This is a genomic window from Serratia sp. NFX21, assembly GCF_048517035.1.
Taxonomy (GTDB): Bacteria; Pseudomonadota; Gammaproteobacteria; order Enterobacterales; family Enterobacteriaceae; genus Serratia; species Serratia quinivorans.
Genome location: NZ_CP183196.1, coordinates 2513975 through 2528197, shown reverse-complemented (window position 1 = coordinate 2528197; position 14223 = coordinate 2513975). Strand labels below are relative to the sequence as shown.

The window sequence follows — 14223 nt, the reverse complement described above, 5'->3', positions numbered from 1 at the left end:
GGATCCTGATCCATGGACTTTTCCCGTTTTTTCATCGACCGGCCGATATTTGCCGCGGTACTGTCGATTCTGATTTTTGTCGGCGGTGTTATTGCCATCCCGCTGCTGCCGATCAGCGAATATCCGGACGTGGTACCGCCCAGCGTGCAGGTACGTGCTCAATACCCCGGCGCTAACCCGAAAGAGATCGCCGAGACGGTGGCAACGCCGCTGGAAGAGGCGATCAACGGCGTCGAAAACATGATGTACATGAAGTCGGTGGCCGGTTCTGACGGCGTGCTGGTCACCACCGTCACCTTCCGCCCAGGAACAGACCCCGATCAGGCACAGGTGCAGGTACAAAACCGCGTGGCGCAGGCCGAAGCACGCCTGCCTGAGGATGTGCGGCGGCAAGGGGTGACGACCCAGAAGCAATCCCCGGCCCTGACGCTGGTGGTCCATCTGGTCTCCCCTTCCGGCAAATACGATTCGCTCTACCTGCGCAACTACGCCACTTTGAAGGTCAAGGATGAGCTGGCTCGCCTGCCCGGTATCGGCCAGGTACAGATTTTCGGTGCCGGTGAGTACGCCATGCGTATTTGGCTCGATCCGAACAAGGTTGCCTCTCGCGGGCTGACGGCCTCTGACGTGGTCTCTGCCATGCAGGAGCAGAACGTGCAGGTTTCTGCCGGCCAACTGGGTGCGGAACCGATGCCGACCCGCAGTGATTATCTGCTGTCGATCAATGCGCAGGGCCGTCTGCAGACCGAGGAAGAGTTCGGCAATATTATCCTCAAGAGCGGCGACAACGGCGAAGTCGTTCGCCTGCGCGACGTCGCACGCATTGAAATGGGCTCCGGCAGCTACGCGCTGCGTGCCCAGCTCAATAACAAAGACGCGGTGGGGATTGGTATCTTCCAGGCTCCGGGGGCCAATGCTATCGAGCTGTCCAACGCGGTGCGGGCCAAAATGGCCGAGCTGTCGACCCGCTTTCCGGACGGCATGAGCTGGCAAGCCCCGTACGACCCGACGGTATTCGTGCGCGATTCGATCAGCTCGGTGGTGGATACCCTGCTCGAAGCGGTGCTGCTGGTGGTTCTGGTGGTGATCCTGTTTCTGCAAACCTGGCGTGCGTCGATCATCCCGCTGCTGGCGGTCCCCATCTCCATCGTCGGTACCTTTGCAGCGCTCTATTTGTTGGGCTTTTCGCTCAACACCCTGAGCCTGTTCGGACTGGTGCTGGCCATCGGTATCGTGGTCGATGATGCCATTGTGGTGGTGGAAAACGTCGAGCGTAATATCGAGGAAGGTCTGTCACCGCTGGCGGCGGCGCACCAGGCAATGCGTGAAGTGTCCGGCCCGATTATCGCCATCGCCGTCGTGCTGTGCGCAGTGTTCGTGCCGATGGCGTTTCTGTCCGGGGTCACCGGCCAGTTTTATAAGCAGTTCGCCGTGACTATCGCCATTTCGACCGTGATCTCGGCTATCAACTCGCTGACCCTGTCACCGGCGTTGGCGGCGCTGCTGCTGAAGCCGCACGGTGCACCGAAAGACATGCCATCACGCCTGATTGATCGGTTGTTTGGTTGGCTGTTCCGTCCATTTAACCGCTTCTTTGCCAGCAGCTCACAACGTTATCAACGTGGGGTTTCCCGGGCGCTGGGCAAACGCGGCGCGGTATTTGTGGTGTATGTGCTGCTGCTGTGCGCCGCCGGGGTGATGTTTAAAACCGTGCCCGGTGGCTTCATTCCGACTCAGGACAAGCTTTATTTGATTGGCGGCGTGAAAATGCCGGAGGGCGCGTCGCTGGAACGTACCGACGCGGTGATCCGCAAGATGAGCGCCATCGGCCTGAGCGTCGACGGGGTGACGGATGCGGTTTCCTTCCCCGGGCTGAATGCATTGCAATTTACCAATACGCCCAACACCGGCACCGTGTTCTTTGCGCTGGAGTCATTAAGCACCCGCACCCGCAGTGCGGCGCAAATTAATGCCGAGATTAACGCCAAGATCTCGCAGATCCAGGAAGGGTTTGCGTTCTCGATTATGCCGCCACCGATCCTCGGTATCGGCCAGGGTTCCGGTTACTCCCTGTATATTCAGGATCGTGCCGGTCTGGGCTATGGCGCGTTGCAAACCGCAATCAACACCATGTCGGGCGCTATCATGCAAACTCCGGGTATGGGCTTCCCGATCTCGTCTTATCAGGCCAACGTACCGCAGCTGGACGCGAAAATTGACCGCGACAAGGCCAAGGCGCAAGGGGTACCGCTCAACGCGCTGTTCAGCACCTTGCAGACCTATCTCGGTTCGTCTTATATCAATGACTTCAACCGCTATGGCCGCACCTGGAAGGTGATGGCGCAGGCCGACGGTCAATTCCGCGACAGCGTGGAGGACATCGCCAACCTGCGCACCCGTAACGATAAGGGGGAAATGGTGCCGATTGGCAGCATGGTCAGCATCAGCACCACCTACGGCCCGGATCCGGTGATCCGTTACAACGGTTTCCCGGCGGCAGACCTGATTGGTGATGCCGATCCGCGTGTGCTGTCATCGTCACAGGCCATGAGTGAACTGACGGTCATGGCCAGCAAGCTGTTGCCGAACGGCATGAACATTCAGTGGACCGATCTGAGCTATCAGCAGTCCACCCAGGGCAATGCGGCCATTATTGTCTTCCCGGTGGCGGTGCTGCTGGCCTTCCTGGCGCTGGCAGCCTTGTACGAAAGCTGGACGCTGCCATTGGCGGTGATCCTGATCGTGCCGATGACCATGCTGTCGGCACTGTTCGGGGTCTGGCTGACCGGCGGTGACAACAACGTGTTCGTGCAGGTGGGGCTGGTGGTATTGATGGGCCTGGCCTGTAAGAACGCCATTTTGATCGTCGAGTTCGCCCGTGAACTGGAGCTACAGGGCAAAAGCATTATGGAAGCGGCACTGGAAGCCTGTCGTCTGCGACTGCGGCCGATTGTAATGACCTCCATCGCCTTTATCGCCGGGACTATTCCGTTGATCCTCGGGCACGGTGCCGGTGCCGAAGTGCGCGGCGTCACCGGCATCACGGTATTTTCCGGCATGCTGGGCGTCACACTGTTTGGGCTGTTCCTGACCCCAGTGTTCTACGTCACGCTGCGCCGTATGGTGACACGCAAAACGCGGCAACCAGTGGCGGAATAATTCGCCCACTATAGCCACAAAAAAGCCCGGTTTTTTTTAAACCGGGCTTTTCTTTGTCTTATGCTTTATACCGCATCTACCGCAGACTATTTTTCTGCTGTCTCTTCGTCTTTCACGTCTTGCATTGCATATGCCGCGCAGGCACGCTTATCGCCCCGCTCCAGCTCGGCCAGGGAATCCGCCACCGTGTAGCCCGCCAGCACGTTCAGCGATGCCTCTTCCGCTTCGTTCACCACCGACTTGAAATACCAGCAGGCGTTGGCACTGACCAGACAACGCGCCGGCCCTTCCGGTCGGGCGGCCCAAATGCGTTTATCTTCAATAACGGACAGATAGATATCTCGCAGGGTGATCTGCTCCGCCGGGCGGCCCAGGTGAATCGAGCCGTTACGGCCCAGGGTCGAAACGATGATGCCATTTTTGGTCAAGGGCACCATCAGCTTGCGGATAAAACTGGGGTTGGCTTCCAGACCGGCGGCAAGCACCGCGCTGGTCGAACGCACGCCCAGCTTCTCAGCCACGGCCACGCTAAGTACCATTTGCATTGCAGTCGGAAAGCGAAAATCTAACATGTTTTTATCTCTGTCTCCGGGAGACCAAATACCTGGACTGGGCCGGTGCGAGATGACGCCATCACACCCACTCAACTGCACAATAATATAACAAACACTGTTGCACTATTGAAGGTATGCCCGGATAAATCGCACGGATACATTAGGTCGGAAATCACGTCAGAACTGGCCTGGGGATAAAACGGTGGGGATTAAGAATACAGAAACCCGCGTCAATATTAATGCCGCTCGCTTAACTGCGTTAAACGATCAGAACTAACACTGTCCGCGGGTTTAATTCTTGTCTGTTGATTAGGCTTTATTCAGCACCAGTTGGCCGCTTTTATCCAGCGGGATCTGGGTGCCGGGATCGTGATCCATGCGGATCTTGCCCTGCTGAGTGCCAATCTTGTAGGTCACGTCGTAACCCAGCATTTTCTGTGATTTGTCGTAGACCGTTCTGCATCGCTGCTGCGTGCTGGTGGTGCTGTCGTTATTCTGCATCGCACCCTGCACCTGGTTACCGGCGTAACCGCCGCCCAAGGCACCCACCACCGTCGCCACATCACGACCACGACCACCACCGAACTGATGACCAATAACGCCACCGGCTACTGCACCCAGAACCGAACCGGCAATGCGGTTCTCATCCTGCACTGGCGCACGATGAGTGACGGTTACATTGCGGCATTCCTGACGCGGTGTTTTGATGGTTTCTTTGATCGGCGTTGCGGCAAGAACCTGCGCGTATTGCGGACCGGAAGAAAAAACATCAAGACTGGCCACCGCAGCAATACCCAGAGCTGCTGCAATACCAATACCCACACCGGCTAACATTGACTTGTTCACAGGAAATCCTCCTGAAAGTGTTACCACGCATTTGTACCGGGGATTTTACCGACATTGCACCGCGCTTATTATTTTGCGCATTGGCGGCACGTGGTATTCCGGTTTACGGCGTGCGCGACGCGCCGTCTGTAAACAAGATAAAGTCTGCACAATGTTCCAGAACCTCGCAATAAGACAATGTGACCAAAGATGCTGGAAATCGCCCTTACCCCCAGTGTTTAGGAGGAATCTTAAGATTTTTACCCATAATCACGGGACATTGTGCTGAACAATCAGCCCGAAACTGCCCTATCGCACGGGGACCGGCATAAAAAAACCCACGCGGGCGAACCGGCGTGGGTGGGTCGTTCTCAGGAGACTATCAGTGCATTTTCAACCGTGGGCGGATCACCCGGTTGATGCCGCCGACCAGCATCATCAGGCCGGTTTTGATATAGCCGTGTAAAGCGACCTGGTGCATACGGTACAGCGAGATATAGACGAAGCGCGCAATGCGGCCTTCAACCATCATCGAACCGCGCATCAGGTTGCCCATCAGGCTGCCAACGGTGCTGAAACGGGACAGAGACACCAGCGAACCGTGGTCTTTATACACGTACGGCTTCAGCGTCTGGCCGTTCATCAGCGCCAGAATGTTGGTAAAGCAGCGGGATGCCATCTGGTGTGCCGACTGGGCGCGAGGTGGCACAAAGCCACCGCCCTCTTTCGGACAGGAGGCACAGTCACCGATAGCGAAGATATTCGGATCGCGCGTGGTCTGCAGCGTGGGTTCCACCACCAGCTGATTAATGCGGTTGGTTTCCAGCCCGGCGATGTCCTTCATAAAGTCCGGCGCCTTGATACCGGCCGCCCACACCATCAAATCGGCATCGATAAATTCGCCGCCCTTGGTGTTCAGGCCGTTGGCATCCGCACTGGTGACCATGGTGTTGGTCAGCACGCGCACGCCCAGTTTATTCAGTTCCTGATGCGCGGCAGCGGAAATACGCGGCGGCAGTGCAGGCAGAATACGCTCGCCCGCTTCGACCAGGGTCACGTTCAGCGCGCTGTTGTCCAGGCCTTCAAAACCATAGCTGTGCAGTTGCTTCACCGCGTTATGCAGCTCTGCAGACAGTTCCACACCGGTGGCACCACCGCCGACGATGGCGATATTCACCCGCTCTTTTTGCCCTGGCTGTGCCGAGAACTTGAGGAACAGGTTCAGCATTTCGTTGTGGAAACGACGCGCCTGGTGGGGGTTGTCCAGGAAGATACAGTGATCTTTCACGCCGGCAGTACCGAAATCGTTCGAGGTGCTACCCAGCGCCATCACCAGGATGTCGTAAGGCAGTTCGCGTGCTGGAACCAGTTCAGCACCGTGCTCGTCGCAGATTTGCGCCAACTGCAGGGTTTGCGTTTCGCGATTAATGTTGGTCAGCGAACCCAGCTGGAAGTTGAAAGAGTGATTGCGTGCATGTGCCAGGTAGCTCAGCGCGTCGACGCCGTCATCAAGGGAGCCGGTTGCTACTTCATGCAGCAAAGGTTTCCACAGATGGCTGTGATTGCGGTCCACCAGCGTGATTTCTGCTTTGTGCTTACGACCGAGTTTATGGCCCAGGCTGGTCGCCAGTTCCAGACCACCGGCACCACCGCCGACAATGACGATTTTTTTCTTTGGCGTTGTCAAAATAACCCCCTAAATGTGAACCAATTGTTACCTAAGGGTAAAGAAATAATATCCTTAGAATACATAGGGTTCGCTTAAAATAAACCTGCTATCTGAAGTCAGAATAGCATGTGGGGTTATTTGGTCATACCAAAATTGATGTACATCAAACTTTTTTGGTTAAAGCCTGGACGAAGCGAAATTTTGAGGATTGTGATTCAAATAGTTAGCGCGAGATCACAGTTTTAAATTTTGTCCCTCAACGGGAAAAACGGGGCTTTCAGGCAAAGAAATACCGCAATTCTTGTCTGTTCAGAACAATCATTGCGGCGCTTTCAGGGGTTATGAAACTGTTAAGGCAGGGTCTTGAACGCCTTGATACGTTGCAGATGTGGCGACAGGTTTTTAAACTTGTGGGTCTGCTGTTCATCCCAGACAATTTCATAGTATTTGTGCAACAGTTCAGCACTGAGCTGGCTGTCCAGCACCTCGTCGTGGCGGGAAAGCACCACCAGACAGCGATCGCGGTTTTTCTCACGGAAGTCCTCCACGCACTTGGTGGCGATATCGCGATACTCTTCCGGCCGGTCGATTTTGCCTTGCATATGTTGTTCAGGAGACAAATTGGGGTTGAAGATCACCTGGCGGATACCGCACAGAAAGCCGATACGTTCTGCCCAAAAACCCCCGAGGCCCACTCCGCAGATCAGCGAATGTTTGTCGCCTCCCTGCTGAACCGCCTTGTCCACTTCTTTCAACAAATGCTGCATGTCATGGCGTGGGTGCAAGGTGCTGTAACTGATAAAGCGTACGTCAGGATCGATAAACTGTAGCTGTAATACCTTTTCATGATTGCCGGGACTGGTGGAATCAAAGCCATGTAAATAGATAATCATCTGGATCCTCGCAACAAACGGAGGGCCGCGCCGCAGCCCTCATCATTTACGCCGCACTACGACGTCCTGGGTTCACCCGGCATTACGCTGTTTGTGCTCTTCCCAGCGTTCGCTGAGCGCATTCAATTCTTTATGCGCCTGTTGCCAGCGCGCAGAATCACGCAGCTCCTGACGGGTGAACTGACCGCGATGATATAACCGCTTCACCCGCTCTGCTTTGACCGGGGACAGGTTATCCAGCACGCTGACCGCCCCTGCGCGGTTATTACACACCAGGATCATGTCACAACCGGCATCCAGTGCTGCCTGGCCGCGCTCGGCATAACTGCCCATAATCGCCGCCCCTTCCATCGACAGATCGTCCGAGAAGATAACGCCATCAAAGCCCAATTCCTGACGCAGGATCTGTTTTAGCCAGTAAGGCGAGCCGCTGGCGGGACGTGGGTCTGCTTCAGTATAGATGACGTGCGCCGGCATCACGGCGTCGAGCAGCTGACGGTTAATCAATTCACGGAAGATCGCCATATCATGTTCGCGGATCTCAGCGAGCGGACGCGGATCGCGCGGGGTTTCTTTGTGCGAGTCCGCACTGACGGCACCGTGGCCAGGGAAATGCTTGCCGGTGGTTTTCATCCCGGCGCTGTGCATGCCCAGAATAAAGCGCTCGGCCATCACCAGCGCCTGCTGCGGATCGCTGTGGAACGAGCGCTCGCCAATCGCCGCACTGACGTGGCCAATATCCAGTACCGGGGCAAAACTGATATCGATATCCTGCGCAATCATTTCCGCCGCCATCAACCAGCCCGCCTCCTGTGCCAGACGCCCGCCCTCATGCACTTCGTTTAATGCGGCGAATGACTGCGCTGCCGGCAGACGGGTGAAACCCTCGCGGAAGCGCTGCACACGGCCACCTTCCTGATCCACCGCCACCACCAGCCTATCGTGAGAAGCCTCGCGGATTTGGCGTACCAGCTCGCGCAACTGTTGCGCATCGTGGAAATTGCGGGTGAACAAGATCAGGCCGCCCACCATCGGGTGTTTCAGGATCTCACGTTCTTCTGCGTCCAGCTCATAGCTGGCGACATCTAACATTACTGGGCCCACGGCCACCTCACTTCACTATTTATTCAGAACATGGGGATGTTAAACAAAAACGCCGGTGCAACACTGCGCCCCAGCGCAAAAATTCAGGATCGCCGGTTTGTTGCCAGCGCACTTCAAACCATAACAGCATCAGATAATCTACCCACGGCAACCAACGCTGCACCTGTGCGCTCAGCAAGGGTAAATTTGAGTAGCCGATGCGAGCATAATGCCGCAAAAATCGCAGTTGTTCGGCTGGCGGCCAGGCATTGCCGCGAAACAGTGCGGCGATGTCCAGCGCGATATCTCCGTCGGCCGCATACTCCCAGTCAATCAGCCGCAAGCCTTGGCCCTGTGCAATCAGATTGCCCGGATGAATATCCATATGCAGGGGAGCCAGTTTTAACGGCGTTGGGGGCCGACGACGCAGAAAACGCTGATGCAGCTTTAGCCAGGCGGGTGTCAGGCGTCGGGGATCCAGCTGCTGCCAGTAACGAGTAAACTGCCGATGCAGGCTCAGCGGGTAACCACTGGGCGACCGTTGATGCAAACCGGCCATCAACTCAGCCAGATTGCCGTCCTTATTCAAGCGGGTAAAAGTCGCCTCAGTGACAACGTCACCAGTGAGCCATTGCAATATAATCCACTGATTATTCTGCGCTAAAACCTGCGGCCCAATGTCCTTACCGACACGACACAGCACCCGCGCCTCACGCCGGCGACTGACACCCAACGCGCTTTTCTCTGCGCTTTGCTGGCGAGCCAATAGCTGCACGCCCTCACCTTCAATCCGCCAGCTTTCACCGGTCAGTCCCTGCACCGGGCTGAAACGACAACCGGCGGTTTTCACCGCCGGCAGTTCGTGCTCAATCAGTCTTCGCAGTGCGGCTTCAGTGTGTAACGGCGCCATTGCCTGACCAGACGATTTCACCGCTTTGCACCAGCATCAATTGCATATCCAGCGTAGGTGACTTCACATCACCACTGACGTCGCTGTACAGCACATACTGCGCGCTAACGATACGCGCCAGACCAATCGCCTTGCTGCGTGAACCCAGGCTGTCATCCGCCGACAGGCCCAGCGTCTGTTTGGCGGTGGCCAACTGCGCTTCCGGCACGATGGAGAAGGTTTGATTTGAAGCCAAAGCCTTGTGCAGTGCGGAAGTCGCTTTCGCAGTCTGCAATGCACCGTTGGTGTTGTTCTTCACGCTGTCGAGCAGCAACACGCTGCCCGGATTAACGCCATCGGCTTTCAGCATCTGATTCACCAGCGGCTGCACGCTGCTCAGCCAATCGAGCTGCTGGATCTTTGGCGGTTGCGGCACCGGTTCGGTCACCGGCGGCTGTGGTTCTTCGACCACCGGCGGCGTCACCGGCTCAACGGTTACCGGCGGTTGTGGTTGTTCCGGCTCCGGCGGGCGCGACAGACAACCGGTTAACACCAACGCGGCCAGCGCGACAAATAGATACTTTTTCATTAATCCCTCTCTCAATGAACCAAGAGTTTACAAGAATAGATACAGGCGCACGCGCTTGGCATCGAGGTTGCCATTGAGCGAGTAAATGGTGGCGTCTGAATTTGGCGCAATAGTGATGGTGCGCGGCGCTTCAAAAGGCCGTATATCCAGCCCCTGATCGTCATACCAGTAGAAGCGATAGTGCACCGTGACCGGCGTTGGTTGACTGTTGCTGAGTTCCGAAGTCGCCATCACCCGCCCGGAAGCATTCGAAATCGACGGATTGTCTGCCAGAATGCCCGCGGTCAGCACCGGCGAATCCATCACTACCGTCTGGCGGTCATTAACCGCAATGCCACGCGGGCTGCTACAGCCCATCAGTATGATGGCGGGTAACGTCAGCGCCATCAGACAACGCAGGGGTTTGCTATAGCGCATTATTTTCCTCGATTAGCGTGACAGCAGCGGCCCCAGGGAGCGGCCACCGACCAAATGCATATGAATATGATAGACCTCCTGGCCGCCATGGCGATTGCAATTGATAATCAGACGGTAGCCGTCTTCGGCGACGCCTTCCTGCTCGGCAATCCTGGCGGCGGCGGTGATCATGCGGCCCAGAGCGGCCTCGTGCTCAACAGTAACGTCGTTGATGGTGGGGATCAGCACATTGGGTACGATCAGAATATGGGTCGGGGCCTGAGGTGAAATATCACGGAAAGCGGTGACCAGTTCGTCCTGGTAGACCACATCAGCAGGGATTTCGCGGCGGATAATTTTACTGAAAATCGTTTCTTCGGCCATCTGGCGTTCCTTGTAGAGGAAAAAAAGCTGTACGCAGTATGAGTGACAAATTCTACTGCTTTCAACCTGATTGCGCACTTTCCGCGTTGAGTGATGCAGAATCAGACAACCGGTCAGGGAAATCGCGCCGCGGTCAGCGTTGCCCGGTGGCATTCATCTGATTTTTTTCACTTTGGTTATTCACTAATGTTGCTTTACTTGCCTGTTGCCGCCGCCAATAGTAACCCTATGATTAAAAACGGATAGGTAACAACATGCGATGCAAAACCCTGGTACTGAGCGCGCTGCTGCTGTGCGGCCACGTAGCGGCTGAAACCAAAAGCATTATTGACCTGCAGGCTAATCAGCAACATTTGCGTGCAGCGAAAAACCCGGCCGCGGTGGCACTGATCCCGGCGAATTACCCTTTTGCCGTGCCGGGCAAGCTGACCGTAGCGGTGGCGTCTGAAAACTCCCCGCCGCTGGCGCTGTTTGCCGAAGACAATAAAACGCTGATTGGCAGCGACCCGGATATTGCACAACTGGTGGCGGACAGCCTGGGGCTGGAACTGAATCTGGTGCCCACCTCCTGGGAGGACTGGCCGCTCGGGATCAGTTCGGGCAAGTACGATGCCGCCATTTTCAATATTGCCGTCACCAAACTGCGCAAGACCAAGTTTGATTTTGCCACCTACCGCGTGGATACGCTGGGGTTTTATGTGAAATCCACCAGCAAAATCACCTCAATCAACCAACCTGCGGACATTGCCGGGCTGCGGGTTATTGTCGGCTCGGGGACTAATCAGGAAAATATCCTGCTTGGCTGGGATAAACAGAACCGCGCCAACGGCCTGGCGCCGGTGCAACCGATTTATGTCACCGACGATGCCGCCGCCAACCTGAGCATTCAGTCTGGACGCGTCGACGCCTTCTTCGGCCCCCACTCTACCGGCGCCTACAAGGCGGCACTGACCGGCAAAACCAAAATGGTCGGCATTGGCCCGAACGTGGCCTATGTGGCGGTGACCACCAAAAAAGATAACGGTCTGGTTGCGGCCATCAATGCCGCCATCAATGGGGTGATCGCCAGCGGCGAGTACGGCCAGGTGCTGGACCGTTGGGGCGAGCGCGATGAGAAGGTCCCACGCTCTACCATCAACCCGCCGGGCATTGGCGACTAAGCTTCTATCAACTGGGGTGCGTGTGTGCGCATCCAGTTGGCCAACGAGTCGAGCGTCGGGCGCAGCGTTTTGCCCAGCGGCGTAATCTGGTATTCAACACGCGGCGGGACTTCCGGGAACACCTGTCGCGTGACCAGGCCGCGCTGTTCAAACTGCCGCAGTTGGCGTGTCAGCTCTTTCTGGGCGATCGGTGCCACGGCACGCTGCAACTCGCTGAAACGCACCGGGCTGTCGATCAATATCAGTCGGTAAAGGATCGGGATCGCCCATTTCCCCGCCACCAGATTCACAAAACCCACCATTGGGCAAGGTTCGCCCGCGGCCGGTAACACCGCTAAATTTTTTTCCGCTGTCGAACGCCCTGCATCGGTCATTTCATCCCACCTTGTCCCTTAGTATCCAAAAGGTGCCTACTATGCAAAAGGTACTATAGCGCAAATAATGCCTGCATCGACAACAAACGGGAGTGGGCTATGTCACGACTTAAAGGTAAATATGCGTTGATCACCGGCGGCACCAGCGGTATTGGTCTGGAAACTGCGCGTCAGTTTATTGCCGAAGGTGCCACCGTGGCGATCACCGGTCGCAGCCAAAGTGGCCTCGACGAGGCGGGGGCAGCTCTGGGCAAGGTTCTGTTGTTGCGCAGCGATGCCGGGGATATTGCTGATCAGCGTAGTTTGGCACAGCAGTTGGCCAGCCATTGGCCGCGCCTCGATGTGTTGTACATCAACGCCGGCGACGTCACCCACCACCCGTTGCAGGAATGGGATGAGCAGAGCTATCAGCGGCTGATGGATATCAATCTCAAGGGGCCGTTCTTTCTGATCCAGTCATTGTTGCCACTGTTGGCCAATCCGGCGTCGATTATTTTGTGTGGCTCGGTCAGCGCACATATTGGCCTGCCGTTAAGCAACGTTTACGCCGCCAGCAAAGCCGGCCTGCTGTCGCTGGCCAGAACGCTGTCTGGTGAATTGCATCCGCGCGGGATCCGGGTTAACGGCCTCAGCCCCGGCCCGACAGAAACCCCGGCGCTGGGCAAGCTCGGGTTGAAGGATGCCGATGAGCAAGCACTGCGCGACGAGATCCGCGCCCTGGTGCCGATCGGCCGCATGGGCACGGCGCTGGAATTAGCCAAGGCGGCGGTGTTTTTGGCGTCTGACGAGTCCGCCTTTATGGTCGGCAGTGAGTTGTTGATCGACGGCGGCGTGGGGAATTTGTAGCAGTGATGGTTTGGACGTCAAGCCGTGACAGCAACGACTGCACGGCTTGTCAGTTAACCCAGACCGGGGATAGCAACGCCGAAAGTCTGCAGCAGCAACACCATATTGAGCAGGATAATAATCACCGTTCCGATGATTGACACCAGGCTGGTCAGGCGACTGTTGACAAATTCGCCCATAATGTCGCGACGGCGGGTGAACATCACCAGAGCAATCATCGGCGCCGGCAGCGCCAGGCTCAGCACCACCTGGCTGTAAACCAGTGCATCCGTGGCATTAACCCCTAACGCGACCACGATGAACGCCGGGATCATGGTCACCATGCGGCGTACCCATACCGGAATGCGGAAACCGACAAAGCCCTGCATGATCATCTGGCCCGCCATGGTGCCCACCACCGAGCTGGAAATCCCGGAGGCAATCAGCGACATCAGGAAGATACCGGCGGCGGCGGCACCAAACAGTGGCGTCAGCGTATGATAAGCGGTACCAATCTCAGCCACATCGCTATTACCGGCATGGAAGGCGCTGGAGGCCATAATCACCATGGCGATATTCACCATCCCGGCGATAGATAGCGCAATCACCACTTCAATATTGGAAAAACGCAGCAGTTTACGGCGCTCGCCGCTGTCACTGGCCGGCGCACGGTGCTGGGTCAGCCCCGAGTGCAGGAAGATGGCGTGCGGCATCACGGTGGCACCAATGATACCGACGGCAATGGTCAGCGCCTGTGCATCCGGCAACTGCGGCGTGACCATGCCCATACCCGCTGCCGCCCAATCGACCGGCACGATAAACATCTCGACCAGATAACACAGGGCAATCACCGCGACCAAGCCGCCGATCATCAGTTCTACCGGACGGAAACCTTTCTTCTCCACCATCAGCAAGGCATAGGTGATCACCGCCGTCACCCCCATGCCTGGCAGCAGCGGCATATTGAACAGTAACGCCAGCGCTATCGCACCGCCGAGAAACTCAGCCAGATCGGTAGCCATTGCCGCCACCTCACTGAGCAACCACATGCCAATGACCACCGGACGAGAAAATTGATCGCGACACATTTCCGCCAGATTGCGGTTGGTGACGATACCCAGCTTGGCCGACAGCGCCTGAAACAGCATGGCGATCAGGTTAGCCATCACCACCACCCATAACAGGCTGTAGCCGTATTTCGAACCGGCCTGAATATTGGTGGCGAAATTACCGGGGTCCATATAAGCAATAGAGGCAATCACTGCAGGGCCGGCGAACAGTAGCGGCGTGAATGCACCACGCTTACGCCCGGCAAGCGCGTTACCAATTGCCGTATTGGTTCGTTCGGTTAACGATGTGGTGGTTGCCGCATCACGCATGATTTACCCTCAATCTTTTTCTGGTTATTTTTCACCCAACACTC

General features: G+C 56.7%; 14 protein-coding genes. 3 read left to right on the top strand and 11 right to left on the bottom strand.

The genetic code is table 11. From position 1 onward, the window contains the following. Positions 1–12: 12 nt before the first annotated feature. Complete coding sequence (gene sdeB, locus ACNT1W_RS11985; protein WP_012006353.1) at positions 13–3159, top strand: multidrug efflux RND transporter permease subunit SdeB; 3147 nt, start codon at positions 13–15, stop codon at positions 3157–3159. An 86-nt stretch (positions 3160–3245) separates the two neighbouring features. Here the strand turns inward: sdeB and ACNT1W_RS11980 are convergent, their stop codons facing one another. The 9 genes from ACNT1W_RS11980 to hinT form a co-directional block, all read right to left on the bottom strand. Continuing rightward, positions 3246–3731 (bottom strand): RrF2 family transcriptional regulator, encoded by a 486-nt coding sequence (locus ACNT1W_RS11980; protein WP_012006352.1) that lies wholly within the window; start codon positions 3729–3731, stop codon positions 3246–3248. A 291-nt stretch (positions 3732–4022) separates the two neighbouring features. Then, positions 4023–4559, bottom strand: coding sequence for a glycine zipper 2TM domain-containing protein (locus ACNT1W_RS11975; protein WP_012006351.1), 537 nt, complete (start codon positions 4557–4559; stop codon positions 4023–4025). Positions 4560–4920: 361 nt separating this feature from the next. Then, positions 4921–6225 carry an NAD(P)/FAD-dependent oxidoreductase gene (locus ACNT1W_RS11970; protein WP_012006350.1) on the bottom strand — a complete coding sequence of 435 codons (1305 nt, stop codon included), beginning with the start codon at positions 6223–6225 and terminating at the stop codon, positions 4921–4923. A 332-nt stretch (positions 6226–6557) separates the two neighbouring features. Next, positions 6558–7100 carry an alpha/beta hydrolase YcfP gene (ycfP, locus tag ACNT1W_RS11965; protein ID WP_012006349.1) on the bottom strand — a complete coding sequence of 181 codons (543 nt, stop codon included), beginning with the start codon at positions 7098–7100 and terminating at the stop codon, positions 6558–6560. A gap of 72 nt (positions 7101–7172) precedes the next feature. Next, a complete protein-coding gene (gene nagZ, locus ACNT1W_RS11960) occupies positions 7173–8192 on the bottom strand; it encodes a beta-N-acetylhexosaminidase (RefSeq protein WP_419246835.1) in 1020 nt (339 codons plus the stop codon). A gap of 31 nt (positions 8193–8223) precedes the next feature. Further along, positions 8224–9093, bottom strand: a complete 870-nt coding sequence (locus tag ACNT1W_RS11955; RefSeq protein WP_261098729.1) for a phosphotransferase — start codon at positions 9091–9093, stop codon at positions 8224–8226. Then, the gene (gene lpoB / locus ACNT1W_RS11950) at positions 9074–9661 is read right to left on the bottom strand and encodes a penicillin-binding protein activator LpoB (RefSeq protein WP_115182669.1); all 588 of its coding nucleotides are present in this window, start codon (positions 9659–9661) and stop codon (positions 9074–9076) included. Before lpoB ends, ACNT1W_RS11955 begins: the two co-directional genes overlap by 20 nt. Positions 9662–9688: 27 nt before the next feature. Continuing rightward, entirely contained in the window at positions 9689–10078 is a 390-nt protein-coding gene (locus tag ACNT1W_RS11945) for a YcfL family protein (RefSeq protein WP_012006345.1), read from the bottom strand. A 12-nt stretch (positions 10079–10090) separates the two neighbouring features. Beyond that, on the bottom strand, positions 10091–10441 hold the full coding sequence (gene hinT, locus ACNT1W_RS11940) for a purine nucleoside phosphoramidase (RefSeq protein ID WP_012006344.1): 351 nt from the start codon (positions 10439–10441) through the stop codon (positions 10091–10093). A 254-nt stretch (positions 10442–10695) separates the two neighbouring features. Between hinT and ACNT1W_RS11935 the strand changes: the two genes are divergently transcribed. After that, positions 10696–11601 (top strand): ABC transporter substrate-binding protein, encoded by a 906-nt coding sequence (locus tag ACNT1W_RS11935; RefSeq protein WP_112362383.1) that lies wholly within the window; start codon positions 10696–10698, stop codon positions 11599–11601. On the opposite strand, the gene ACNT1W_RS11930 is transcribed toward ACNT1W_RS11935, so the two are convergent. After that, positions 11598–11975, bottom strand: coding sequence for a winged helix-turn-helix transcriptional regulator (locus ACNT1W_RS11930; protein WP_012006342.1), 378 nt, complete (start codon positions 11973–11975; stop codon positions 11598–11600). The genes ACNT1W_RS11935 and ACNT1W_RS11930 overlap by 4 nt on opposite strands. Positions 11976–12074: 99 nt before the next feature. On the opposite strand from ACNT1W_RS11930, the gene ACNT1W_RS11925 reads away from it, so the two are divergent. Continuing rightward, complete coding sequence (locus ACNT1W_RS11925) at positions 12075–12821, top strand: SDR family oxidoreductase (protein ID WP_012006341.1); 747 nt, start codon at positions 12075–12077, stop codon at positions 12819–12821. A gap of 53 nt (positions 12822–12874) precedes the next feature. Here the strand turns inward: ACNT1W_RS11925 and ACNT1W_RS11920 are convergent, their stop codons facing one another. Next, positions 12875–14179 carry an Nramp family divalent metal transporter gene (locus ACNT1W_RS11920; protein WP_259188629.1) on the bottom strand — a complete coding sequence of 435 codons (1305 nt, stop codon included), beginning with the start codon at positions 14177–14179 and terminating at the stop codon, positions 12875–12877. Positions 14180–14223 lie beyond the last annotated feature (44 nt).